The following is a 24,700-nucleotide window of genomic DNA, read 5'->3' on the forward strand; positions in this document are numbered from 1 at the left end:
ATGGGTATTGATCTTCCGCTGATCTGGGCCGTGATCATCATCTTCGGCATCATGATGTACGTGGTCATGGACGGGTTTGATCTGGGTATCGGGATTCTCTTCCCGTTCATCCCCGGCAAAGTCGATCGTGACGTGATGATGAACACCGTCGCTCCCGTCTGGGACGGCAATGAAACCTGGCTGGTGCTGGGGGGCGCAGCGTTGTTTGGCGCGTTCCCGCTGGCCTACTCCGTGGTGTTATCGGCGCTGTACCTGCCGCTGATTTTCATGCTGATCGGTTTGATCTTCCGCGGCGTGGCGTTCGAGTTTCGTTTCAAGGCCCGCGATGAAAAGCGTCACCTGTGGGACAAGGCATTTATCGGTGGATCGGTGGCGGCGACGTTTTTTCAGGGGGTCGCGCTCGGCGCATTCATCGACGGTTTACCGGTGGTCAATCGGCAGTTTGCCGGTGGTTCACTCGACTGGCTGACACCGTTCACCCTGTTCTGCGGTGCCGCACTGGTGGTGGCGTATGCCTTGCTCGGTTGCACCTGGCTGATCATGAAGACCGAAGGCAAGCTCCAGGAACAAATGCATAACCTGGCGCGACCACTGGCCTTCGTGCTGCTGGCGGTGATCGGCATCGTCAGCCTCTGGACGCCGTTGGCCCATCCGGAAATAGCCACTCGCTGGTTCAGCAAGCCAAATCTGTTCTGGTTCATGCCAGTGCCGATTCTGGTGCTGGTGACTATGTACGGATTGATTCGCGCGGTGGCGCGGAACGCCAACTACATGCCGTTCCTGCTGACCCTGGTGCTGATCTTCCTCGGCTACAGCGGTCTGGGCATCAGCCTGTGGCCGAACATCGTGCCGCCGTCGATCTCGATCTGGGACGCCGCCGCACCGCCGCAAAGTCAGGGCTTCATGCTGGTTGGTACGCTGTTCATCATCCCGTTCATCCTGGGTTACACCTTCTGGAGCTACTACGTGTTCCGCGGCAAGGTTACCCACGAAGACGGTTATCACTAAAGGTTGTGGGCTTGCCCGCGATGGCGTCGGTAGCGGCGCCATCGATCTGACTGAGGATGAAGCAATGAACGGCAAACATTCCCTGCACGAGATTGAAGAAGCCGAAAAAAAACCGCTGTGGCAGCGGCTCGGCTGGTTGGCCATGATCTGGGTCGGTAGCGTCGGCGCACTGTTCATCGTCGCGAGCCTGATGCGCATGTTCATGAACGCAGCCGGCCTGACCACGCACTGACATTCCCGTCCTGCGGCCCTCGGTCGCGGTTTTGCAACCCTCCCTGTGGAGGGTTTTTTTTGACCTCGGTTTTACTTGCGCGCCTTGAGAATCACGAATTTCGGGGTGGCCGCGACTTGCTCGACACCGCGGAACAGCCGCGCCAGTTTGCTGTGATAACCCAAGTGGCGATTACCGACGATGTACAACGCGCCGCCGACCACCAATGCTTCTCGCGCCTGCTGGAACATGCGCCAGGCAAGGAAGTCGCCGACTACCTGCTGCTGATGGAATGGCGGGTTGCACAGCACCACATCCAGCGATTGTGGTTCCTGACCCGCCAGACCGTCATCGGCGCGCACGATCACCTCGCGGTCGCCCAGCGCCGCTCGCCAGTTCTCGGCGGCCGACTGCACCGCCATGAATGATTCATCAACCAGCGTGTACTGCGCTTCAGGGTTTTGCAGAGCGCTGGCGATGGCCAGGACGCCATTGCCACAGCCGAGATCGGCGACCCGGGCCGATCCCAGATTTTTCGGCAAATGCGGGAGGAACGCGCGAGTACCGATGTCCAGACCTTCGCGGCAGAACACGTTGGCGTGATTGAGCAGTTCGATGGCCGGCTCATCAAGCAGATAACGCGAAGGGTAGGGCGAGACCGCAGGCGCTTTTGCCTCGGGTGTGGCGATCAGCAGCCGGGCTTTTTTTACTGCCAGTGAAGCCTGAACCGGGCCGATGTAACGCTCCAGCAAATCACCGGCCGCACGCGGCAGGTGCTTGACCATCGCTGCCGCCACCACCTCTGCGCCTGGGGCCAGTTGCCCTTGCAGGCGAATCAATTGTTCTTCGAGCAATGCCAGCGTCTTCGGCACGCGAATCAGCACTCGATCAAAAGGCCCAGTGAACGGCGCGCTGGCGGGGATGCCGCTGATGGCATTAAATGCCTGGCCATTACGCACCAGATTCTTTTCCAGCCCCTGAAACGCCAGATACGAATCGCCGCTGCTGCTGACCTTGACCTTGCCCACCAGGCTTGCAGCCAATGCGCCAAAGCTGTCGTTGAGCACCAGTACCCGTGATTCTGCCGCCGGTTGCTGAGCCGCCAGATGGTTGAGCAGGTATTCATCAGCCGCATCGAAGGCTTGCAGCGGTTCATTCTGCTGTTCAGGCTGGCGGATCAGATCGAGCTGGGCGAAAGGCGTGTCGAGCAAAGGCATGGGGCGGGGACTCTGGGTGATCAACGGGTGTCCCGCGGCCCAAGGTGTCGTGCGGCGGAACCGACCGAGCGGAATGCGGCGTGAAAGGCACACGTCATCGCTCAGGAAGGTCGCAAATGGTACGTTTTTTTCTGTTGAAACACCCGCAGGTTTTGGTTCGTGCGAGACGTCCGGTCAGATAATCCCGATCCGGGTGGCTGCAATCACGGCTGAAATCTTGTTGCAGACGTTCAATTTTATAATCACGTTTTGCACGTGGTAATTCACAGTCCGTTCGCTCAGGCAGAGGATTCTGGAAATCTCATAAGCTGTCTTGCCGACGGCTGAAAACTTCAGCACTTCCAGCTCTCGCGGTGACAGTCTCGGTTGAGCGGGCTTGGCCGGCCGTTTGGGCAGAGTTCTGGCAAACAGATCGCTCAAATGGCTGGTGACGTAAAACATGTAGCCAAAATGCTCATACAGCTCAAGCGGGCTCAAAGGGCCATTTTTGCGTGCAAGACTGAGCGTCGTGCACAGGCCTGATTCCGCTTGATGGAACGATTGTGACCAGGCATGGCGCAGTCCATGTTGTTGCAGGTCTGACCATAGTTGTGGCGTTTGCGAAAAAATCTCTTTGCTCCACACAATCGGCAACATTGAGTGGGTGCAGTGTGCTATTACCGGGTCAATTTTGCTGTAGTTCTGTTTTTCATAAAGTTGATTCCATGTTTGCGGATAGTTATTGATTTGCAAGGCATTAAAGTCGTCGCTTCGATCGGTTGACGTCAGTGAGATTGCGCAGAAATTGAATCCTATGTTCTCGGCGAATCTCAACAAGATCGGGTAGGCGGTATCTATTTCCCTTGCGAAAGTCAGTTGCTTTAATTGCGACTCCTTCCACATTTCCATCTCAAACTCCGTGAGTCATTGCCAGTGGGTGCTCCTTGGATCCAAAGATCCTGCACCCAGCCGAGTGTAGGACGTTTCTTACAGTTCGTTCTAATCTTTTTGCTCTTGCGTGCAAGCGATATTAAATAAAGGGTTATTAGCTTGATTGTGAATTTATATTTAAGTCGCAATACTAAGGGCGTGGATGTGTCATCCACTTAACACAGTTTTCAAACGAGATTAAGTTTCGATGGGGTGCTTAGTATTGCAATGCCATCACAAAGTGTCGGTGTTTAAGCAACTGATTTTGCGCGACACTGGGTCATCGTTGAATGGAGGCCTCATGACTGCCAGTGCAGAGAAATTCACCTCTCAGACCTTGCTGGATGTGCAACCCCTGACGCCCAGCCTGTTTACGTTGCGTACCACTCGCGACGCAGGTTTCCGCTTCCGGGCAGGGCAATTTGCCCGCCTCGGTGTCACCAAAGCCGATGGCAGTACGGTGTGGCGGGCGTATTCCATGGTGTCGTCGCCCTACGATGAGTTCCTGGAGTTCTTCTCCATCGTGGTGCCTGGCGGTGAGTTCACCAGCGAGTTGAGCCGCCTTCAGATCGGCGACACATTGCTGGTGGAGCGCCAGGCGTTTGGTTACCTGACCCTCGACCGCTTTGTCGACGGCCGCGATCTCTGGCTGTTATCAACAGGCACCGGTGTGGCGCCGTTCCTGTCGATTCTGCAGGACTTCGAGGTCTGGGAAAAATTCGAACGGATCATTCTGGTCTACAGCGTGCGCGAAGCGCGGGAGCTGGCGTATCTGCAGTTGATCGCGCAACTGGCACAGCGTGATTACCTTGCGGAACATGCGCATAAGCTGCAGTTCATCCCTACTGTCACCCGCGAACAGCATCCCGCAGCCTTGAAGGGGCGCATCACTACGTTGATCGAAAATGGTGACCTGGAGCGGGCAGCGGGCCTGGAGCTGTCGCCTGAGCATTCGCGGGTCATGCTGTGCGGCAATCCACAGATGATCGATGACACCCGGGCCCTGCTCAAACAGCGGGGTATGAGCCTGAGCCTGAGCCGGCGACCGGGACAGGTGGCAGTGGAAAACTACTGGTAAAAAAACGGCGCCCGCAGGCGCCGTTTTTACTCATGAAGCGGTCAAGGCCGGGTGTTCTGGGCTTTGAGCAAGTCACGGATTTCGCCAAGCAATTCTTCTTCTTTGGTCGGTACCGGTGGCAGGGTAGGGGCCACGGCTTCTTCACGCTTCAGGCGGTTGATGGCTTTGACGCCCATGAAGATCGCGAAGGCGACGATGATGAAGTCGAGTATGGTTTGCAGGAATTTGCCGTAAGCCATCACCACGGCCGGGGCAGTTCCATCCGCCGCCTTGAGTGTTACGGCCAGATCACTGAAATCCACCCCACCGATCAACAAGCCGATCGGCGGCATGATCACGTCACCGACAAACGATGAAACGATTTTGCCGAAGGCGGCACCGATGATGATACCGACGGCCATGTCGACCACATTGCCTTTGACCGCGAAGGCCTTGAACTCACTTAGCACGCCCATAGGTTATTTCCTTGTTACAGATGAGGTTGGTGTACGCAGTGTAAATCAGCAAAACGCGTCCTGCGCGAAACACCTTCTTACAATGCCCGTTTTTATCGACACATGAATCGACGATAAGTTTGCAAAGTGCCACTAATCGCGCGCGAAATACGCCGTAACTCGCTGATCAGGAAGCCAAATATTTCAATCGTCGAGTTACGAACTTTCTATTTATGTTCGCGGGATTAGCCCTCTAGCCTCTGGTTGGCGCACCTGGATGCGCCCAAAACAACCAGAGGAACCTGATATGAATTCCATACTTGGCTTAGGGGCTTTTCCCCATCGCCGCACGCTTGGCGTATTGACCGCCAGTCTGTTGACCTTCTCGGTGAACGCGGCGCCACTGACCCGTGATAACGGTGCTGCGGTCGGTGACAATCAGAACTCGCAAACTGCCGGACCCAGCGGCCCGGTGCTGTTGCAGGACATGCAACTGATCCAGAAACTGCAGCGTTTCGACCGTGAACGCATTCCCGAGCGTGTAGTGCATGCCCGGGGTACCGGTGCCCATGGCACATTCACGGTGACCAACGACCTCAGCGACCTGAGCAAGGCCAAAGTCTTCGCCAGCGGCCAAAGCACGCCGGTGTTCGTGCGCTTCTCGGCCGTGGTGCACGGCAACCACTCGCCGGAAACCCTGCGCGACCCACGCGGTTTTGCCACCAAGTTCTACACCGCTGATGGCAATTGGGATCTGGTGGGCAACAATTTCCCGACATTTTTCATCCGCGATGCGATCAAGTTCCCGGACATGGTGCACGCCTTCAAACCCGACCCACGAACTAACCTCGACGATGATTCGCGTCGTTTCGACTTCTTCTCCCATGTACCGGAAGCTACTCGCACACTGACCGAGCTCTACTCGAATTCAGGAACTCCGGCCAGTTATCGGGAGATGGATGGCAATGGTGTCCACGCTTACAAGTTGGTCAATGCCAAGGGTGAAGTGCACTACGTAAAGTTTCACTGGAAGAGCCAGCAGGGGATAAAAAACCTGACTCCGGAAGAAGTGACAAAAGTTCAGGGTCAGAACTACAGTCACATGACTGATGATTTGGTAACCCATATCAATAAGGGTAACTTTCCGAAGTGGGACTTGTACGTCCAGGTGCTGAATCCGCAAGATTTGTCCAAGTTTGATTTCGATCCATTGGACGCGACCAAGATTTGGCCGAATGTTCCTGAACGAAAAGTTGGACAAATGGTGTTGAACCGTAATCCGGCAAACGTGTTCCAGGAAACCGAACAAGTTGCCATGGCACCGTCCAATGTTGTCCCGGGCATCGAACCTTCGGAAGATCGTTTGTTGCAGGGGCGAGTGTTCTCTTATGCCGACACGCAGTTGTATCGGTTAGGCGCCAATGCTTTGCAACTGCCAATCAATGCGCCAAAAGTGCCGGTGAACAATGGCAATCAGGATGGCGCAATGAACATCGGTGCCAGCGCTTCCGGGGTGAATTATCAGCCGAGCCGTTTGCAGCAGCGTGACGAACCGCAGAGTGCGCGTTACAGCCAGTTGGCGCTGTCCGGCAGCACGCAGCAGGCGAAAATCCGGCGTGAGCAGAATTTCAAGCAGGCCGGCGACCTGTATCGCTCGTTCAGCAAGAGCGAGCGTCAGGACCTGATCGCCAGTTTTGGCGGCTCACTGGCCACAACCGACGATGAGAGCAAACACATCATCCTGTCCTTCCTTTATAAGGCCGATCCCGAGTACGGCACCGGCGTGACCAAAGTGGCCAAGGGCGACCTGAGTCGGGTCAAGGCACTGGCGGCGAAACTGGTCGACTGATTCGACGCTACGCAACGCGGGGTGTGAGTCAGCCCCGCGTTGCGCTTGAGGAGGCTACTGATGCGTATTTTTCTTTTATTGCTCGGGTGTCTGTCCTTCGGGGCACTGGCGGCACCGGCGCAACAGAATCCCGAAGCCATCCGGGTCGAATTGCAAAACTACTATTTCGATGCCGCCCGGCGTGGTGACGTGCCGATGCTCGAGACCTTCATCGAGTCCGGTTACTCGCTCGATACCCGTGACGACAAGGGCTACACCGCGCTGATTCTGGCGGCTTATCACGGCCAAGGGACGGCGGTGGACAGGTTGCTCGATGCAGGAGCAGACGCTTGCGCTCAGGATCAGCGGGGGAATACCGCACTGATGGGCGCGATTTTCAAAGGCGAGTTACAGATCGCTCGACGATTGATGGCCAGCGAATGCAGTCCCGATCAGCGTAATGGCGCCGGACAAACCGCAGCGATGTACGCAGGATTGTTCAAACGCCAGGAATTGCTCGATGCGCTCAAGGCCAAGGGCGCCGACCTGAATGCCGAAGATCCGTTGGGCAACAGCGCCGCGCGTCTGGCCAGCGGAGAAATCCGTACCGCCGCGCCGCGCTGATCGGCCACGCCTGCGTTATCATCGCGGTTTTGCCCCGGGAGTTCAGATGGCCAAGGCCAAGCGCATGTATGGCTGCACCGAGTGCGGCGCAACCTTTCCCAAGTGGGCCGGGCAGTGCGGCGAATGCGGTGCCTGGAACACCCTGACCGAAACCATGATCGAGAGCGGCGGTGCTGCGGCGCCGGCAGGTCGTACCGGCTGGACCGGGCAGCAGGCACAGATCAAGACCCTGGCTGAGGTCAGCGTCGAAGAAATTCCACGTTTTTCCACCGCGTCCAGTGAGCTGGATCGGGTGTTGGGTGGCGGTCTGGTCGATGGTTCGGTGGTGCTGATCGGCGGTGATCCCGGGATCGGTAAATCGACTATTTTGCTGCAGACCCTGTGCAATCTCGCCAAGAGCATGTCGGCGCTGTACGTCACCGGCGAGGAATCCCAGCAGCAAGTGGCGATGCGCGCTCGTCGCCTTGGTCTGCCGCAGGATCAACTGCGGGTGATGACTGAAACCTGCATCGAAACCATCATCGCCACTGCTCGGGTCGAAAAACCGAAAGTGATGGTGATCGACTCGATCCAGACGATTTTCACCGAACAGTTGCAATCGGCGCCGGGTGGCGTGTCTCAGGTTCGCGAAAGTGCGGCGCTGCTGGTGCGTTATGCCAAGCAAAGCGGCACGGCGATTTTCCTCGTCGGCCACGTCACCAAGGAAGGCGCGCTGGCAGGTCCACGCGTTCTCGAGCACATGGTCGACACCGTGCTGTATTTCGAAGGCGAGTCCGATGGGCGGTTGCGCCTGCTGCGGGCGGTGAAAAACCGTTTCGGCGCAGTGAACGAACTGGGCGTGTTCGGCATGACCGACAAGGGCCTGAAAGAAGTCTCCAACCCTTCGGCGATTTTTCTTACACGGGCTCAGGAAGAAGTCCCGGGCAGTGTGGTGATGGCGACGTGGGAAGGCACCCGGCCAATGTTGGTGGAAGTGCAGGCACTGGTCGATGACAGTCACTTGGCCAACCCGCGCCGGGTGACGTTGGGTCTGGATCAGAACCGCTTGGCGATGTTGCTTGCGGTCCTGCACCGTCACGGCGGTATTCCGACCCACGATCAGGATGTATTTCTCAACGTGGTCGGCGGGGTCAAGGTGCTGGAAACTGCATCGGATCTGGCGCTGATGGCGGCGGTGATGTCGAGTTTGCGCAACCGGCCGCTGCCGCATGATCTGCTGGTGTTCGGTGAGGTTGGCCTGTCCGGTGAAGTTCGTCCGGTGCCGAGCGGTCAGGAGCGACTGAAGGAAGCGGCCAAACATGGCTTCAAGCGCGCAATCGTTCCCAAGGGCAATGCGCCGAAAGAATCGCCGCCAGGCTTGCAGATCATCGCCGTGACCCGACTAGAACAAGCCCTCGACGCGCTCTTCGAATAACCCCGAATCCCGTGTAGGAGCTGCCGAAGGCTGCGATCTTTTGATTTTTTTAAGATCAAGATCAAAAGATCGCAGCCTTCGGCAGCTCCTACAGGGATCAAAGTTCGATCAGGGCACCCAGTTCGCGCTCAAGCTCTGCTTCGTCCGCCAGGTTCAGTTCGATCAACCGCCGCAAACGCTGGATCGATTCCAGATTGATGTGTCGGCAGACAAAGCCAAGCTGCCCGTGGTCATCGTGCTTCAACTGCACATCCATCTGAATTTCGGCGTCCTCACTCAGATGGATGTCGACATAGAAAATCTGCTCTGCATTCCCTAGCCACGGTTCCGGCCGCTCGATCAGCAGTCCCTTGAGTGACAAGTCGATCAGCTTCACTGGCCAGATGAATTCACCTTGGCGCAATTCGGTTCTGGCATCGAACGCGATACGTTTGAAACGGCGACGATTGGCAGGCTGTTCACTCATGGCGCAATCCTCCTGATGTTCGCTGACTATAGACCCGCATTGTTCAAGCGTGCCAGCCAGGACGGGGGCCCAGACCAACGTCGGGGTATGGTCTTTACCGCCAGTAGCGCTAAACTCGAGGTGGCTGTCTTTCTTGTCCACCCTGGCTGGAATAATAAAATGAAAAATAATAATAGCCTGCTACGCCACTTACCCTGGCTGCTGCTGGCAATCGTAGGAGCGTGCGCCCTGGGCGTAGTGGCATTGCGCCGAGGCGAGGCGATCAACGCCTTGTGGATTGTGGTCGCTGCCGTGGCCATTTATCTGGTTGCGTACCGTTACTACAGTCTGTTCATCGCAAACAATGTGATGCAACTCGATCCACGCCGGGCCACCCCCGCCGTGCTCAACAATGACGGTCTGGATTACGTTCCGACCAACAAACACATTCTCTTCGGTCACCACTTCGCGGCCATCGCCGGCGCGGGGCCTTTGGTCGGCCCGGTATTGGCGGCGCAGATGGGCTACTTGCCCGGCACGTTGTGGCTGATTGCCGGCGTGGTGCTGGCGGGCGCGGTGCAGGACTTCATGGTTCTGTTCATGTCGACCCGGCGCAACGGCCGTTCCCTGGGCGACATGGTGCGTGAAGAAATGGGCCGCGTTCCCGGCACCATTGCACTGTTCGGTTGCTTCCTGATCATGATCATCATCCTCGCGGTGCTGGCGCTGATCGTGGTCAAAGCACTGGCCGAGAGCCCGTGGGGCATCTTTACCGTGATGGCGACCATCCCGATCGCGATGTTCATGGGCATTTATATGCGCTACATCCGTCCGGGTCGCATCGGCGAGATCTCCGTGGTCGGCGTATTGCTGCTGCTGGGTTCGATCTGGCTGGGTGGGCAGATTGCTGCCGATCCGGTATGGGCCAAGGCCTTCACCTTCACTGGCGTGCAAATCACCTGGATGCTGGTGGGTTACGGTTTCGTGGCGGCATCGCTGCCGGTGTGGCTGATTCTGGCACCGCGTGACTACCTCTCCACATTCCTCAAGATCGGCACCATCATTGCTCTGGCAATCGGCATTCTGGTGACCATGCCCGAGCTGAAAATGCCCGCGCTGACCCAGTTCGTCGACGGCACTGGCCCGGTATGGAAGGGCGGTCTGTTCCCGTTCCTGTTCATCACCATTGCCTGCGGTGCGGTTTCCGGTTTCCACGCGCTGATTTCTTCGGGCACCACGCCGAAGTTGCTGGATAACGAAACCAACGCCCGTTACATCGGTTACGGCGGCATGCTGATGGAGTCGTTCGTCGCCATCATGGCCATGGTCGCCGCTTCGGTGATCGAGCCTGGCGTGTACTTCGCCATGAACAGCCCGGCTGCCGTGGTCGGCAGCGATGTGGCATCGGTTGCGCAAGTGGTCTCCAGTTGGGGCTTCGCGATTACCCCTGAGGCGCTGCAAGCCGTGGCGCACGACATCGGCGAAACCACCATCCTGGCCCGTGCCGGTGGTGCGCCGACCCTGGCGGTCGGTATCGCGCAGATCCTGCACAGTGTCCTGCCGGGTGAAAACACCATGGCGTTCTGGTACCACTTTGCGATCCTGTTCGAAGCGCTGTTCATTCTGACCGCTGTCGACGCCGGTACCCGTGCCGGGCGTTTCATGCTGCAGGATCTGCTCGGCTCCTTCGTTCCGGCACTGCGACGTACTGAATCGTGGACTGCCAACCTGATCGCCACCGCCGGTTGTGTGGCGATGTGGGGCTGGTTGCTGTACCAGGGCGTGATCGATCCACTGGGCGGCATCAACACCTTGTGGCCGCTGTTCGGTATCTCCAACCAGATGCTGGCCGGTATCGCGCTGATGCTTGGCACCGTTGTGCTGATCAAAATGAAGCGTCAACGCTACATCTGGGTCACCTTGCTGCCGGCAGCCTGGCTGCTGATCTGCACCACGACCGCAGGCTTCATCAAACTGTTCGACGCCAACCCGGCAATCGGTTTCCTGTCGCTGGCCAAGAAGTACAGCGATGCGTTGGCCAACGGTCAGATTCTTGCCCCGGCCAAGAGCATCGATCAGATGCAGCACGTGATCTTCAACGCCTACACCAACGCAACGCTCACCGCGCTGTTCCTGTTCGTGGTATTCAGCATCCTGTTCTATGCGCTCAAGGTCGGCATCGCCGCCTGGGGTCAAAAAGAACGTACGGACAAAGAATCGCCATTCCAGGCTCTGCCGGACGCGTAACCAGAGGATTGCACCATGTTCAATGACCTGAGTCGCCTCGGTAAATACCTCGGTCAGGCTGCGCGCCTGATGGTCGGCATGCCCGACTACGACACCTACGTCGAGCATATGCAAACCAAACACCCGGACAAACCGGTGATGAGCTACGAGATGTTCTTCCGCGAACGTCAGGAAGCCCGTTACGGTGGCAAGGGTGGGCCGAAGTGCTGTTGAGCTGACAGCCGAGGTTGCTGCAATCCCCCTGTGGGAGCTGGCCTGCCAGCGATGGCGCAGTGTCATTCGATAGCAATGTCGAATGACACCCCCTCATCGCCAGCAGGCTGGCTCCCACATTTGTTTTGTGTTTCTTATCAGGAGATCGAGTTTTGTCCTCTCCCATCCCGGTAACAGTCCTCAGCGGTTTTCTCGGCGCCGGCAAGACCACCTTGCTGCGCCACCTGCTGAAAGCCGAGCACGGTCTTAAAATCGCCGTGATCGAAAACGAATTCAGTGACGCCGGTATCGACACCCAATTGCTGGGCGACGAGCCGGTGCAAGTCATGACGCTGGCCAACGGCTGCGTCTGCTGCACCATCCACACCGATCTGACCAAAGCCCTGTACCTGCTGCTCGAACGGCTGGACAGCGGCGAAATTGCCTTCGACCGTCTGGTGATCGAATGTACTGGCCTGGCCGATCCGGCACCGGTGGCCCAGACCTTTTTTATCGATGAAGAACTGCGCGAGCGCTACATCCTCGACGGCATCATCACCCTGGTGGACGCGGCTCACGCCGAGCAACACCTGACCCAGACCATTGCCCAGGCGCAGATCGGTTTTGCCGACCGCTTGCTGGTGAGCAAGACCGATCTGGTGGATGCAGCGGCATTCACCGCACTCAGCGAGCGTCTGACGCGGATCAACCGCCGTGCGCCGATCCGCGTGGTCGAACACGGCAACATTGATCTGGCCGAATTGCTCGATGTGCGCGGTTTCAATCTCAATGCCGATCTTGGCGGCGGGATGAGCCTGCGACCGGTGAGCAAGGCGCCATCGATCGATCGCATTTCCAGTCTGGTACTGCGTACGGAGCAGCCGCTGGATATCGATCAGCTCAGCGAGTTCATGAATGAGTTGCTGGAGGAACACGGCAAGCAATTGCTGCGTTACAAAGGCGTGCTGAGCATTGCCGGCGAAGATCGGCGGCTGGTGTTCCAAGGGGTCTTGAAGCTTTACGGTTTCGACTGGGACACCGAATGGGCCGAGGGTGAGGCGCGGGAGAGTGTGATCGTGTTTATTGCCGATGAACTGCCTGAGGAAAAAATCCGCGACGGATTTGCCCGCGTAGCAGCCAAGTGAGCGCGGCTTGCACTCTCGCTCAAACCGGTGGGCGAGGGTGCAAGTCGTAGAGTGCAGGGGTTCAATCAGTAAGGTGCATTGCGCTGCAGAATGTTCAGTTTGAAATCGAGGACGGCCGCGTTGCTTGGCGAATCGAGGCGTACGGCGGTGCCAACTACCGGATCATAGGGTCTGCGCGAACGTCCTTCTTGCAGGACTTTGCCGCCGCGAGTTCGTATTCTGATGGTTGGCGTATCAGTGGCAAGATCGTCAAGAGTAATAACCTTGCCATTCTTGCTCAGTAGATTAAACGTTGTCTGGTCGCCCTCATGAGGGACGTGGGGGTTGAGAAAATCATCTTCTTCGTTACTCAGCGTCTGATAATAGTAAGTGCCTTTGGTGAAAATGTAGATCGTGTAGTAGTCATCCAGGCACCGAAAGTAAAAGGTTAGCGAGTTGGCGGGTACTTCGGGCTTCAGAAACAAATAGTTGGAAACATCCATGTGCGATTCGAAGCGAAACGGAGCGTAGTCCATATTGGGTGTTTTGATTGTTCGGCCATATGTCAGTCCGGGGAAGTGTGGTTTTCCAAACTGTGTGCTGAAGGTGGCGATGAAGGATTTTTCTTGATCAGTGCTCATGGTTCTTCCTTGAAAGTGTTTTCAAATAAATTGGCTTTGAATCTCAGATATCGTTCGGATCATCGGGATAGGGGACGTTTCGTTCACTGATGCGCAGTTTGAACTCCAGCCCTTGACTCTTGATGTCCGCCAGATAGATATACGGAGCCCCTCGACGCAAAGAAGCGCTGATCTGGCCTGCGTTACGTGCTTTGAGCCTGATTCGCTGGCTCTCGCCATGCAGTTGATCCAGCGTGATGATGTTGTTGTTCATGTCCAGCAGATTGAAGGATGTGGTTTCGCTCCCAGCAGCCGGGAATGCACCGAGCACACCGAAGTCGTCCTTGCTTAGATACTTGTCGGTGTGAGCCCCGGGGGATAATATTTTTAGCGTGTAATAGTCTTCTGCGCAGCGGAAGTAGAGTTTAAGTGGCGTGATGTCTACGGAGTGCTCTCGCGGTCGCAGGCCCAATAAGTATGAGTCGTCTACTGTTGACGAGGCGCCTGTATAAAAACCGCCGGAAAAAATAGTCACGGTTCTTTTGATGGGTTCTTTGTGGAGGTTGTCCAGAAGGTGCAGGTGTTCATTGTAAAGTTGCAGGGTGGCTACAAATGATTTTTGTCTATTGCTGCTCATGATCTCATCCGTGAGTTGGGCGGGGAACTCGGATGGTAATCAGTTTTTAGTTGGCGGGCAGAAGTGGAGTGTATCGTTATGTTGGCGGGAAGGGGGCATTGAATTTTCGGTGACAGGCAGCAGGCCTGCATGTAGGAGTGCTGGCCACTTAATAAACATAAGCCTTCAAAGTGTTGTAGTGGTAAGTATAAGTTCAAGTTTGTGGAGGTATTGCTGCATTAGTTTAGTGGTCAGCTGCTGATCGGATCGCTCCAAAGCATCGATGATCGTCGCGTGCCAATCGGCCGCGAGGTGTGGATCAGCGTGGCGTACGTCCTGTGCGATCAACAATGAGGTCAGCGGTACCAGGCTGCCGAGAAAGTGTGTCAGCGGTCGATTACCGGCAAGTTCGGCGAGCATCAGATGAAACTCGCCGGACAAACGAATAGCCGGGCCCTGTTGCCCTTGTGTGAGGCACAGTCGCTGTTGTCGAACCTTTTCACGCAGTCGACTGATCGCGTGCGGGCGATGGCGCTCGCAAAAAATCTGAACCACAGTTGATTCGGCCAGCCTGCGAGCATGAAGCACTTGTCGGGCTTGCTCCTGATCGGTAGCGGTAATCGTCGGGCGATGATTGGGCCGCAGAATAACCACTTGCTGGTGCGCCAAACGGGTCAGAACCCGTTGTATGACACTGCGCGGAGCATCGAACATCTGGGCCAGGCTTTGTGGCGTAAAGTGACTGGAGGAGGTAATGCGTTGTTCGAGAATGGCGTCAAATACCCGAGCGTACAGATCATCTTCCACCGTGTGTGAATCGAGATGGTGCAGGGCAGTTGTGATCTGCCGAGTGCGCGCAGGTGTGGCAAAACTGTTCATGACCGGTCTCCAGTGCGAAACGGTTTAACGACTCAGATTGTCTTCCGGAATATTCAGCTCGATGCCCATGCGCTGACCTTCGCGCAGAATGTGCCGGCGCATTTCGGCGCTGGCCTGGGCGCTGTTCTTGCTGCGGATCGCGCGAACCACGGCTTCGTTTTCCTCCAGACGCTCAGCGAGGTGTTCCGGGGAATTGCGCAGCACCTCGGCGCTCTGCTTGAGGGCGTTGCTGGTTTGCTGCACGACGCTCTGGAAGATCGGGTTCGAGGTCAGGGTGAACAGTTCTTCGTGGAAGGCGATGTAGGCGCTGACCCCGGCTTCACTGTCGCCGGCCTCAAGGGCTTCGCGCATGTCCATCAGGGTCAGGCGCAGTTGCCCGACTTCCTTGCTGCTGATCGATTGCGCCACCAGACCAACGATGAACGGTTCGAGGGTGTAGCGCAGTTGCAGCACGTCTTCGAGGCTGGCACCGGCCACTGCACTGTCGTGGCTTTGGCTGTCGCTCAGTTGTGCGTCGAGCACCACCACGCCTTTGCCCGGCATCGAACGTACGAGGCCAAGGGTTTCCAGGACGATCACCGCTTCGCGCAGGCTTGGGCGGCTGATGCCCAGTTGTTCCGCCAGTTCACGCTGGCCGGGGAGCATGTCGCCGGAGCGCCATTGACCACGGGCCAGTGCGGCGCGCAGTTTTTCTACGACTGAGTTGACGACGGTTGAGGTGCTGATCACTGGTTCGCTCCATGAGCCGTGCCTGCGGTCGGGCAGGCACGGTGGTCATTCAAAATTCTTTGGCAGCCGCTTGAGGGGCCGGTTTTCTTGCCTGAAAGTTATAGCCTTGCTCGCCGTTGAGCACCTTGTTCGCCCGTTGCACATCGATGTCTTTTTCCCAGCGAGCGATGGCCACGGTGGCGACGCAGTTGCCGATCAGATTGGTCAATGCGCGGCCAATGCCCATGAACCAGTCCACCGCCAAAACCAACACCAGTCCCACCACCGGAATCGCCGGAATTGCCGTCAGTGTTGCCGCAAGAATCACCAGCGCCGAACCCGGAATGCCGTGCGCACCTTTGGACGTGATCAGCGACACCAGCAGAATCGTCAGCAAATCAGTCATCGCCAGCGGCGTGCCGGTGGCGTTGGCGATGAACACGATGGCCAGTGTCAGGTAGATCGAAAAGCCGTCGAGGTTGAACGAGTAACCAGTAGGGATCACCAATCCGACCGTCGAGCTGCCGATGCCCAAGTGTTCGAGTTTGCGCATGATCTGCGGCAACACAGCGTCGGACGAAGCGGTGCCCATGACGATCAGCAATTCTTCACGCAGGTACTTGAGCAGCGGCCACAAACGCAGGCCGGAGGCGCGCATCACCAGACCCAGAATCACACTGACGAACGCCATGCAGGTCAGGTAGAACAGGCCCACCAGACTGCCCAGATGTTGCAGCGAATCGAGGCCATATTTGCTGGTGGTGAACGCGATGGCGCCGAACACGCCAATCGGCGCCAGACGCACGATCATGCCCATGATCCGGAAGATCACATGGCTCAGTTCGTTGATCAGCCGCGAGATCCCGGAAGCGGCCTCGCCCACCAGATTCAACGCGCTGCCGAACAGCACCGAGAACAGCAGCACTTGCAGAATGTTGTTGTCGGCAAAGGCGCCGATCACCGAGGTCGGGATCAGATCCATCAGGAACTGCGTGGTGGTGTGCATGTGCTGGCCGCGCTGGGCGATGTCGCCCATGTCTGCGGCGGACAGTTGCTCCAGATGGATATTGGCGCCGCTGCCGATCCCGGTACTGAAGGCGAACACCAGACCGATCACCAGGGCGATGGTGGTCAGCACTTCGAAGTAGATCACTGACTTGAGGCCGATACGCCCGACCTTCTTCAGATCGCCCGCGCCGCTGATGCCGCTGACGACCACGCAGAACACGATCAGGCCGATGAGCATCTTGATCAGTTTGATGAAGCCGTCGCCGAGCGGTTTGAGCTGGGCCGAGTATTCAGGCAGGGTCAGCCCGCAGACGATGCCGAGCACCAGTCCGAGAACCACTTGAAGGAAGATTGAACGCGAGCACCATCTGAGCATGGGAGGAATCCTGGTCGGTGTCCTGGCTGCCGTGCGCTTGGCGCATCAGATTCAGGACTTAATTATTGTGGTCTTACCGGTATGTCCAGTGCAGGCGCAGTCTAGGCCGTGGTTTCTGAGGTTCGCAAGTGAAAACTGACGAATTGGCATGACCGGTCTTACCAGTTGCGCGCAACGCCCCGACCTTGAGCGTCTCGCGGTTCGAAACTTTTTTGCGGGCAATAAAAAACCGGCCATCTCTGGCCGGTTTTTTTACTGCGAGTCAGCGGGGCTGATTAAGCGCCGTATACCGGCAGCTTCTTGCAGATGGCTTTGACTTTCTCACGAACGGCGTCGATCACCGCTTCGTTGTTCAGGTCAGCCAGGATGTCGCAGATCCAGCCAGCCAGCTCTTTGCACTCTGCTTGCTTGAAGCCGCGAGTGGTCACAGCCGGAGTACCGAAGCGCAGACCGGAAGTGACGAACGGCGAACGTGGATCGTTAGGCACCGAGTTCTTGTTCACGGTGATGAACGCTTTGCCCAGAGCGGCGTCGGCGTCTTTACCGGAGATGTCCTGCTTGATCAGCGACAGCAGGAACAGGTGGTTCTTGGTACCGCCGGAAACCACGTCGAAACCACGCTCGATGAACACTTCGGCCATGGCCTGGGCGTTCAGCACGACTTGTTCCTGATAAGCCTTGAACTCAGGCTGCAGCGCTTCCTTGAAGCAGATTGCCTTGGCGGCGATCACGTGCTCCAGCGGGCCACCCTGGGCGCCCGGGAATACTGCGGAGTTCAGCTTCTTCTCGATCTCGGCGTTGGCGCGAGCCAGGATCAGACCGCCACGTGGACCGCGCAGGGTCTTGTGCGTGGTGGTGGTCACGACGTCAGCGAATGGCACCGGGTTCGGGTAGACGCCAGCGGCGACCAGACCAGCCACGTGAGCCATGTCGACGAACAGGTAAGCGCCAACCTTGTCAGCGATTTCGCGGAAGCGCGGGAAGTCGAGGATCTGCGAGTAGGCAGAGAAACCGGCCACGATCATTTTTGGCTTGTGCTCTACAGCCAGACGCTCGACTTCGTCGTAGTCGATCAGGCCGTTGGCATCGATACCGTACTGAACGGCGTTGTACAGCTTGCCGGAGGACGAAACGCTGGCACCGTGGGTCAGGTGACCACCGTGGGCCAGGCTCATGCCCAGAATGGTATCGCCACCTTGCAGCAACGCCAGGTAAACGGCAGCGTTGGCTTGCGAACCGGCGTGCGGCTGAACGTTGGCGTAATCGGCGCCGAACAGCTCTTTGGCTCGATCAATTGCAAGCTGCTCGACGATGTCAACGAACTCGCAACCACCGTAGTAACGCTTGCCCGGGTAGCCTTCGGCGTACTTGTTGGTCAGAACCGAGCCTTGAGCTTCCATCACCGCTGGGCTGGTGTAGTTTTCCGAAGCGATCAGCTCGATGTGTTCTTCCTGGCGCTGAGCTTCTTGCTCCATGGCGGCAAAAAGGTCGGCGTCGTACTTGGCAATAGTCAAATCACGGCTGAACATGGCGGTCCTCAAGGATCGGGGCAGAAAAGGGGGGCATTCTAACCCAATGGGTTTTGTATGGCATATGAAACGACATCATGTCGCAGACAAGTGGCGTTCATGACAGATGTGCGGTGCTTTTACCGGCCTAATCGCCAGCAGGCTGGCTCCCACAGTAATCGCGATAGCCTGCAAATTCCGTGATCGAGATCAACTCCTGTGGGAGCCAGCCTGCTGGCGATGGCAGCGCCGCGGATATTCAGTCGAACATGAACAGCGCATCATTGCTGAACTGCGCCTCGAACCGGCTCGCCGGCATCGGCCGCCCGAACAGATAACCCTGAACCTCATCACAACCATGCTCACGCAGGAAATCCAGCTGTTCATGAGTTTCCACGCCCTCGGCGATCACCGCCAGATTCAGGCTGTGGGCCATCGCAATAATTGCCCGGGCGATCTGCGCATCCTGTTCACCGGACGGCAAACCGTCGACGAAGGTACGGTCGATCTTCAGCACATCAATCGGGAACTGCTTGAGGTAGTTCAGCGATGAATAACCGGTGCCGAAGTCATCGACCGCGATACTCAGACCGAGGTTTTTCAGGCCGGCGAGAATCTGCATAGCCTCGCTGACTTCACGCATCAGAATACTTTCGGTCAGCTCCAGCTCAAGACAGGCTGGCGGCAAACCGGTTTCGCGCAGGATGGTGGCGATTCGTGTGCCGAGCTGGCCGTCGGAGAACTGCCGCGCCGAGATGTTCACCGAGACTTTCGGCACACGCACGCGGCTCTGATGCCAGCTCTTGAGCTGACGGCAGGCTTCGCTGATCACCCAGTCGCCGACGTCGACCACCAGACCGAGTTCTTCCAGTACCGGAATGAAGTCCCCCGGCGGCACCAGTCCGCGGCGAGGATGACGCCAGCGCAGCAGCGCTTCGGCACCGGTCAGGCGTTTGCCATCGCCGCTGAACTGCGGTTGGTAATACAAGACGAATTCGTTCTGTTCCAAGGCGTGGCGCAAGTCGCTTTCCAGCTCCAGACGTTCCAGCGCACTGGCGTTCATGTCGGCCTGATAGAACTGGAAGTTGTTCTTGCCGCGCTCCTTGGCGTGGTACATCGCGGTGTCGGCGTTCTTCATCAACTGACTGAGTTCGTTGCCGTCCTGCGGGCTCAGGGCGATACCGATACTCGCCGTGACGAAGAACTCGCGGCCCTCCAGCACAAACGGTTTCACCAGACTGGCAAGAATCTGTTCGGCGACATGAATCGCCCGGTTCAGTGCCATTTCACGGCTGGAGCGGTGTTGCAGGAGCAAGGTGAATTCGTCGCCACCCATCCGCGCCACGGTGTCGTCATCGCCGACGCAACCGAGCAGGCGCGTGGCCATTTCCTTGAGCATACGGTCGCCAGCGGCGTGGCCGAGGGAGTCGTTGATCGGTTTGAAACGGTCGAGGTCGAGGAACATCAGCACTACCCACGACTTCTGCCGTTCCGCCGATTGCAGCGCGGTGTGCAGGCGATCCTGGAACAGCGTGCGGTTCGGCAGATGAGTCAGGGCGTCGTAATAGGCGAGGCGGTGAATCCGCTGCTCGCTGGCCTTGCGCTCGCTGATATCGCTGAAGAAGCACACGTAGCTGGCAAGGTCGCCTTCATCATCGAGCACTGCGGTGATGCCGACCCACGCCGGGTAGTGTTCGCCATTACGCCGTTTGAGCCAGACTTCGCCTTCCCAGGTGCTGTGCTGATGCAGTTGCTTGAGCACATAGCGCAGGTGCGCGTCCTGCTGCTCATCGACGGTGAGCATGTTCGGCAACTGATCGAGCACTTCGGTCACTGCGTAGCCGCTGACCCGACTGAACGCTTCGTTGGCTTGTACGATGTAGCCCGCCGGGTCGGTGATCAGAATCGCGGAAGTCGAATGCTCGAATACCGTGGCGGCCATGCGCAGGTCTTTCTCGGCGCGGCGTTGCTGGCTGATGTCGCGACCGACGCCGAGTACGCCTTCAAAGGTGCCGTTTTCGTCCCAGACCAGCACCAGTCGCAGCTCGATCGGGATCTTGCGGCCATCGGCGCGCAGGCAGTCGAACAGGAACAACTGGGTCTGTACCTGACTGCGCAGCACCGCCAATTGCTCGGGTTTATCGAGTGCCTTGCTGACCCGATCCATCAAGGTGTAGATGCCGCTCAGTTGTTGCGGGTTGGCGATAGTCGATTGCCAGCCGTTCTGGAAAATCCACTCGGCGTCGTAGCCCAGCACCGCTTGCACCGACGGGCTGACGTAATTCAGCGAGAGCTTGCTGTCGGTGGAGAAAATCACGTCGCTGATGCTTTCGGCGAGCATCCGGTAACGCTGCTCGCTGTCGCGCAGGGATTCGCTGGCTTCGATCTGCTCGGTGATGTCCTTGGCCACGCCGATGATCCGCGTGACTTGATCGTGCTTGTCGCGGGCCAGCGCTTGTTCGCGAATGTCGAAACGCCGCCACTTGCCGTCGCGATGACGGAAACGCAACTGGCATTGCAGCAACTGGCTGTAACCGGCATGACGTTGCAGCTGTCGCGAGCGATGGTAGTAGTCGGCGTCTTCCGGGTGCAGGAGGATTTCCCAGAAATACTCGCCCATCTGGTGCAACTCGGAGCGGTTGTAGCCCAGCGTCTGGCCGAGGTGGTGGTTGCTGAAAATCATCCGCTGGCTGATCACGTCCTGCACGTACAGATGATCCGGCACGGTGCGCACCACGTCCGACCAGAAGCCTTCGCGCTCCAGCAACGACAGTTCGATCAGCTTGCGGCTGGTGATGTCGTTGATGCTGAGGATCACCGCTTTGTAATCATGCTGTTCCTGCGGCAGACGCAAGACCATCCACAGATGCTGATCGCGGCCATTGATGTCCGGCAGTTTGATTTCCAGTTCCAGCTGTTTTTGCTGCTGGAGCACGGCATCAAGCACTTGATTGCCGATGGCGCACTGCTGGTGCGGATGACCGTCGATCAGCAGTTGCCAGGCGTGGTCGCAGGAATTGACGTTGAGCAGTTGCAGCGCCACCTGATTGACCTCGGTGACGCGCAGTTCCTGCAACAGTTGCTGGCGCTGTTGTGGCTGGTCGAGCCAGGCCTTGAGCTGATCGCTGGTCTGAATCTGCGCTTTGTCGAATTCCTGCTTGAGTCCGGACAGATCGAGCACGCACAGCGCAACGCCGGTGCCTTCGAAGATGTCCTGATAACGCCGGCGACCTTCATGCAACTGACGCTGGCGACGGCGCATGTTCAGCAGGGCAATTACCGGCAGCAACGAGAACGCCAGGCCGAGCAGGCATTTGCCGATGAACGCCGGGAGCAATTCTTCGAGCACGCGCTGGCGATCAAACAGCCCGCGCAACTGCCAGTCGCTACTGCTCAACGGCACGGTCAGTACGGTGTCGGTCAGATCGTCGGGGGTGAGGATGCTGGTCTTGGCCGACGGCAGGCTTTCGTCACGGCTGATGATCTGATGGTTGATGCGGTTTTCCACCAGCCACAGCGGACGTGCGCCGGTTTCACCTTGCTTGGTCAACGACTCGAAAAATGTCGGGGTCAGGCGCAAGGCCCAATAGCCGCGTGTGCTGCCGCTGGCCTGGTGCAGTAATAGATGCACCACGGAGCCGTCGTCGGCATTGCTGAAATAGTGAGCCTGGGCGTGGCTGCGGCGTACCAGTTCGGTGAGGTACTCCGCGTCGGGGCTGTCGACGGCGCTGTCGCTGAGGATTTTCCCGGATGGGCTGAGCAGCGCCAGACTGCGCAGGTCAGGTAGCGATTGCTGGAGCTTGCGCAACAACGCCTGCTGTTCGTCGGCTGATTGCGGCTGCTGGACGATCGGTAGCAGGTTGAGGGCGATTTGCGCGTTCAGCGCCATGTTCAGGCTGACCTGCGAGGCGAGGTCGGCGGTGTAGTCGATGGTGTACTGGCGCTGGTTTTTCTGGGTTTCGCGCAGTTGATCGAGCAGTTGCCAGAACAGCAGCGCCAGCAGCAAAAGCACCAATGTCGCCAGTGCGCCTTTTAATGTTCCGCGCAGGGGTGAGCCGGGCACTGCTTGGGTGGTGCTTGCAGACGCTGGCGGAGAGACTTTGGACAAGCTGTAATCCTGCGGTTTGGCTGGACTGGCGCGACGTGCACTATAAGCCGGACGCCCGGAGGGCGGCTAGCATGCCTTGTGTTGTGGCGAAGTGCCAGCCCCTCTCGGCTGGACTGCCTTCCGTCATTCAGGTAGCTTTGCCGGTTACGCGGGAGCGTTCCAGCTCCTAGACTCAGACTTTTTCAGCGCGCACGCATTGATAACCTCAAGTGAACGACGCGCATGGTCTGGCCGGGCATCGCCTGCGCTCCACTCATTCATCTGTCACTGACCCAAGGTTCTCCATGGCTCAATACGTCTTCACCATGCATCGGCTGGGCAAAGTTGTTCCGCCGAAGCGGGAAATTCTCAAAAACATTTCGCTGTCCTTCTTCCCGGGCGCCAAGATCGGCGTACTCGGCCTCAACGGTTCGGGTAAGTCCACGCTGCTGAAAATCATGGCTGGCGTCGACACCGAGTTCGAAGGCGAAGCGCGCCCGATGCCGGAACTGAACATCGGTTATCTGCCGCAAGAGCCGCAACTTGACCCAACCAAGACCGTGCGTGAAGTGGTCGAGGAAGCGGTCAGCGTTATCAAGAACGCTCAGACGCGTCTGGACGAGGTCTACGCGGCTTACGCTGAAGAAGACGCCGACTTCGACAAACTGGCTGCCGAGCAAGCCAAGCTTGAAGCCATCCTGCAAGCCAGCGACGGCCACAACCTGGATCGCCAGCTGGAAGTCGCCGCCGATGCGCTGCGTCTGCCGGCGTGGGATGCCAAGGTCGAATTCCTGTCCGGTGGTGAAAAACGTCGTGTGGCCCTGTGCCGTCTGCTGCTGTCCGCACCGGACATGCTGCTGCTCGACGAACCGACCAACCACTTGGACGCCGATTCCGTTGCTTGGCTGGAGCACTTCCTGCACGACTTCCCGGGCACCGTGGTAGCGATCACGCACGACCGTTACTTCCTCGACAACGTCGCGGGCTGGATTCTGGAACTCGACCGCGGCGCGGGCATTCCTTACGAGGGCAACTATTCGGGTTGGCTCGAAGCCAAGTCCGATCGTCTGGCTGCCGAATCCAAGCAGCAGTCGGCTCACGAAAAAGCCATGAAAGAAGAACTGGAGTGGGTGCGCAAAGGCGCCAAGGCCCGCCAGTCGAAATCCAAGGCTCGTCTGCAACGCTTCGAAGAAATGCAATCGCAGGAATTCCAGAAGCGCAGCGAAACCAACGAGATCTACATCCCGGCCGGTCCACGTCTGGGCGACAAGGTCATCGAATTCAAGAACGTCTCCAAGGGCTACGGCGATCGCGTACTGATCGACAACCTGTCGTTCTCGATGCCAAAAGGCGCCATCGTCGGCGTGATCGGCGGTAACGGTGCCGGTAAATCGACCCTGTTCCGCATGCTGATGGGCAAGGAAACACCGGATTCGGGCAGCATCGAAGTCGGCGAAACCGTGCAACTGGCCTGCGTCGATCAGAGCCGTGATGACCTGGATGGCAGCAAGACTGTATTCCAGCAAATCTCCGACGGTTCCGACCAGATCCGCATCGGCAACTACGAGATCCCGTCGCGCACCTACGTCGGTCGCTTCAACTTCAAGGGCGGCGATCAGCAAAAGTTCGTCAAGGATCTGTCCGGTGGTGAGCGCGGTCGCTTGCACCTGGCCCTGACCCTGAAAGAGGGCGGCAACGTCCTGCTGCTCGACGAACCGTCCAACGACCTCGACGTTGAAACCCTGCGTTCCCTGGAAGAAGCCCTGCTGGACTTCCCGGGCGCTGCGATTGTGATCTCTCACGATCGGTGGTTCCTTGACCGTGTCGCGACGCACATCCTCGCTTACGAAGATGACTCGCAAGCGGTGTTCTTCGAAGGTAACTACACCGAGTACGAAGCTGACCGCAAAAAACGCCTCGGCGAAGCAGCGGCCCAGCCTCACCGGGTACGTCACAAAAAACTGGCCTGATATCGGGTTGCTTGCATGAAAGAGCGGAGCCTTCGGGCTCCGTTTTTTTTGCCTGGGTTTTGTCAGCGAGACCTAGTCTGGTTCATCGCTAGCAGGCTAGCTCCCACAGGGATTTGTGGGATGCGCAGGATATGGGTTTCACCGGATTCCACTGTGGGAGCTGGCCTGCCAGCGATGGCGGTATAACTGTTGGTGCA

General features: G+C 57.9%; 21 protein-coding genes. 10 read left to right on the plus strand and 11 right to left on the minus strand.

All coding sequences use genetic code 11. From position 1 onward, the window contains the following. Both cydB and ACIOZM_RS13485 read left to right on the plus strand, forming a co-directional pair. Complete coding sequence (gene cydB / locus ACIOZM_RS13480; RefSeq protein ID WP_401214390.1) at window positions 1–1,008, plus strand: cytochrome d ubiquinol oxidase subunit II; 1,008 nt, start codon at window positions 1–3, stop codon at window positions 1,006–1,008. 64 nt (window positions 1,009–1,072) lie between these two features. Next, entirely contained in the window at window positions 1,073–1,240 is a 168-nt protein-coding gene (locus tag ACIOZM_RS13485) for a DUF2474 domain-containing protein (protein ID WP_401214393.1), read from the plus strand. Between the two features lie 71 nt (window positions 1,241–1,311). Here ACIOZM_RS13485 and ACIOZM_RS13490 read toward each other — a convergent pair whose 3' ends face one another. Further along, window positions 1,312–2,436, minus strand: a complete 1,125-nt coding sequence (locus ACIOZM_RS13490) for a methyltransferase (RefSeq protein ID WP_401214395.1) — start codon at window positions 2,434–2,436, stop codon at window positions 1,312–1,314. A 174-nt stretch (window positions 2,437–2,610) separates the two neighbouring features. Then, on the minus strand, window positions 2,611–3,324 hold the full coding sequence (locus ACIOZM_RS13495) for an autoinducer binding domain-containing protein (protein WP_401214398.1): 714 nt from the start codon (window positions 3,322–3,324) through the stop codon (window positions 2,611–2,613). A 322-nt stretch (window positions 3,325–3,646) separates the two neighbouring features. Between ACIOZM_RS13495 and ACIOZM_RS13500 the strand changes: the two genes are divergently transcribed. Further along, entirely contained in the window at window positions 3,647–4,423 is a 777-nt protein-coding gene (locus ACIOZM_RS13500) for a ferredoxin--NADP reductase (RefSeq protein ID WP_401214400.1), read from the plus strand. 41 nt (window positions 4,424–4,464) lie between these two features. Here ACIOZM_RS13500 and mscL read toward each other — a convergent pair whose 3' ends face one another. Next, window positions 4,465–4,878 carry a large-conductance mechanosensitive channel protein MscL gene (gene mscL, locus ACIOZM_RS13505; RefSeq protein WP_401214402.1) on the minus strand — a complete coding sequence of 138 codons (414 nt, stop codon included), beginning with the start codon at window positions 4,876–4,878 and terminating at the stop codon, window positions 4,465–4,467. A 286-nt stretch (window positions 4,879–5,164) separates the two neighbouring features. Between mscL and ACIOZM_RS13510 the strand changes: the two genes are divergently transcribed. From ACIOZM_RS13510 to radA, 3 genes are read left to right on the plus strand one after another with little or no spacing between them, the layout of a single operon-like run. Next, a complete protein-coding gene (locus tag ACIOZM_RS13510) occupies window positions 5,165–6,706 on the plus strand; it encodes a catalase (protein ID WP_401214404.1) in 1,542 nt (513 codons plus the stop codon). A 60-nt stretch (window positions 6,707–6,766) separates the two neighbouring features. Continuing rightward, on the plus strand, window positions 6,767–7,309 hold the full coding sequence (locus ACIOZM_RS13515; protein WP_401214406.1) for an ankyrin repeat domain-containing protein: 543 nt from the start codon (window positions 6,767–6,769) through the stop codon (window positions 7,307–7,309). 46 nt (window positions 7,310–7,355) lie between these two features. Beyond that, window positions 7,356–8,723 (plus strand): DNA repair protein RadA, encoded by a 1,368-nt coding sequence (radA, locus tag ACIOZM_RS13520; RefSeq protein WP_401214409.1) that lies wholly within the window; start codon window positions 7,356–7,358, stop codon window positions 8,721–8,723. Window positions 8,724–8,820: 97 nt separating this feature from the next. On the opposite strand, the gene ACIOZM_RS13525 is transcribed toward radA, so the two are convergent. Next, the gene (locus tag ACIOZM_RS13525; RefSeq protein ID WP_401214412.1) at window positions 8,821–9,189 is read right to left on the minus strand and encodes a PilZ domain-containing protein; all 369 of its coding nucleotides are present in this window, start codon (window positions 9,187–9,189) and stop codon (window positions 8,821–8,823) included. Between the two features lie 159 nt (window positions 9,190–9,348). On the opposite strand from ACIOZM_RS13525, the gene ACIOZM_RS13530 reads away from it, so the two are divergent. The 3 genes from ACIOZM_RS13530 to yjiA all read left to right on the plus strand — a co-directional run bounded on the left by ACIOZM_RS13530 (window position 9,349) and on the right by yjiA (window position 12,752). Then, window positions 9,349–11,415 carry a carbon starvation CstA family protein gene (locus ACIOZM_RS13530; protein WP_401214415.1) on the plus strand — a complete coding sequence of 689 codons (2,067 nt, stop codon included), beginning with the start codon at window positions 9,349–9,351 and terminating at the stop codon, window positions 11,413–11,415. A gap of 15 nt (window positions 11,416–11,430) precedes the next feature. Beyond that, a complete protein-coding gene (locus tag ACIOZM_RS13535) occupies window positions 11,431–11,628 on the plus strand; it encodes a YbdD/YjiX family protein (protein WP_003228401.1) in 198 nt (65 codons plus the stop codon). A 152-nt stretch (window positions 11,629–11,780) separates the two neighbouring features. After that, a complete protein-coding gene (gene yjiA, locus ACIOZM_RS13540; protein WP_401214418.1) occupies window positions 11,781–12,752 on the plus strand; it encodes a GTPase in 972 nt (323 codons plus the stop codon). A gap of 65 nt (window positions 12,753–12,817) precedes the next feature. Here the strand turns inward: yjiA and ACIOZM_RS13545 are convergent, their stop codons facing one another. The 7 genes from ACIOZM_RS13545 to ACIOZM_RS13575 all read right to left on the minus strand — a co-directional run bounded on the left by ACIOZM_RS13545 (window position 12,818) and on the right by ACIOZM_RS13575 (window position 22,554). Further along, a complete protein-coding gene (locus ACIOZM_RS13545; RefSeq protein ID WP_401214421.1) occupies window positions 12,818–13,372 on the minus strand; it encodes a hypothetical protein in 555 nt (184 codons plus the stop codon). Between the two features lie 43 nt (window positions 13,373–13,415). Continuing rightward, window positions 13,416–13,988 (minus strand): hypothetical protein, encoded by a 573-nt coding sequence (locus ACIOZM_RS13550; RefSeq protein ID WP_401214423.1) that lies wholly within the window; start codon window positions 13,986–13,988, stop codon window positions 13,416–13,418. Between the two features lie 165 nt (window positions 13,989–14,153). Then, entirely contained in the window at window positions 14,154–14,846 is a 693-nt protein-coding gene (locus tag ACIOZM_RS13555) for a GntR family transcriptional regulator (RefSeq protein WP_401214426.1), read from the minus strand. A gap of 24 nt (window positions 14,847–14,870) precedes the next feature. After that, window positions 14,871–15,575, minus strand: coding sequence for a FadR/GntR family transcriptional regulator (locus ACIOZM_RS13560; RefSeq protein ID WP_401214428.1), 705 nt, complete (start codon window positions 15,573–15,575; stop codon window positions 14,871–14,873). 49 nt (window positions 15,576–15,624) lie between these two features. Further along, entirely contained in the window at window positions 15,625–16,938 is a 1,314-nt protein-coding gene (locus ACIOZM_RS13565; RefSeq protein ID WP_401214431.1) for a C4-dicarboxylate transporter DctA, read from the minus strand. A 275-nt stretch (window positions 16,939–17,213) separates the two neighbouring features. Beyond that, window positions 17,214–18,467 (minus strand): serine hydroxymethyltransferase, encoded by a 1,254-nt coding sequence (gene glyA / locus ACIOZM_RS13570; RefSeq protein WP_401214434.1) that lies wholly within the window; start codon window positions 18,465–18,467, stop codon window positions 17,214–17,216. Window positions 18,468–18,705: 238 nt separating this feature from the next. After that, the gene (locus ACIOZM_RS13575; protein WP_401214437.1) at window positions 18,706–22,554 is read right to left on the minus strand and encodes an EAL domain-containing protein; all 3,849 of its coding nucleotides are present in this window, start codon (window positions 22,552–22,554) and stop codon (window positions 18,706–18,708) included. A gap of 284 nt (window positions 22,555–22,838) precedes the next feature. On the opposite strand from ACIOZM_RS13575, the gene ettA reads away from it, so the two are divergent. Then, window positions 22,839–24,503, plus strand: a complete 1,665-nt coding sequence (gene ettA, locus ACIOZM_RS13580) for an energy-dependent translational throttle protein EttA (RefSeq protein ID WP_401214470.1) — start codon at window positions 22,839–22,841, stop codon at window positions 24,501–24,503. The last annotated feature ends 197 nt before the right edge of the window (window positions 24,504–24,700 follow it).

It is taken from the genome of Pseudomonas sp. NPDC087346, from assembly GCF_044744235.1.
GTDB lineage: Bacteria > Pseudomonadota > Gammaproteobacteria > Pseudomonadales > Pseudomonadaceae > Aquipseudomonas.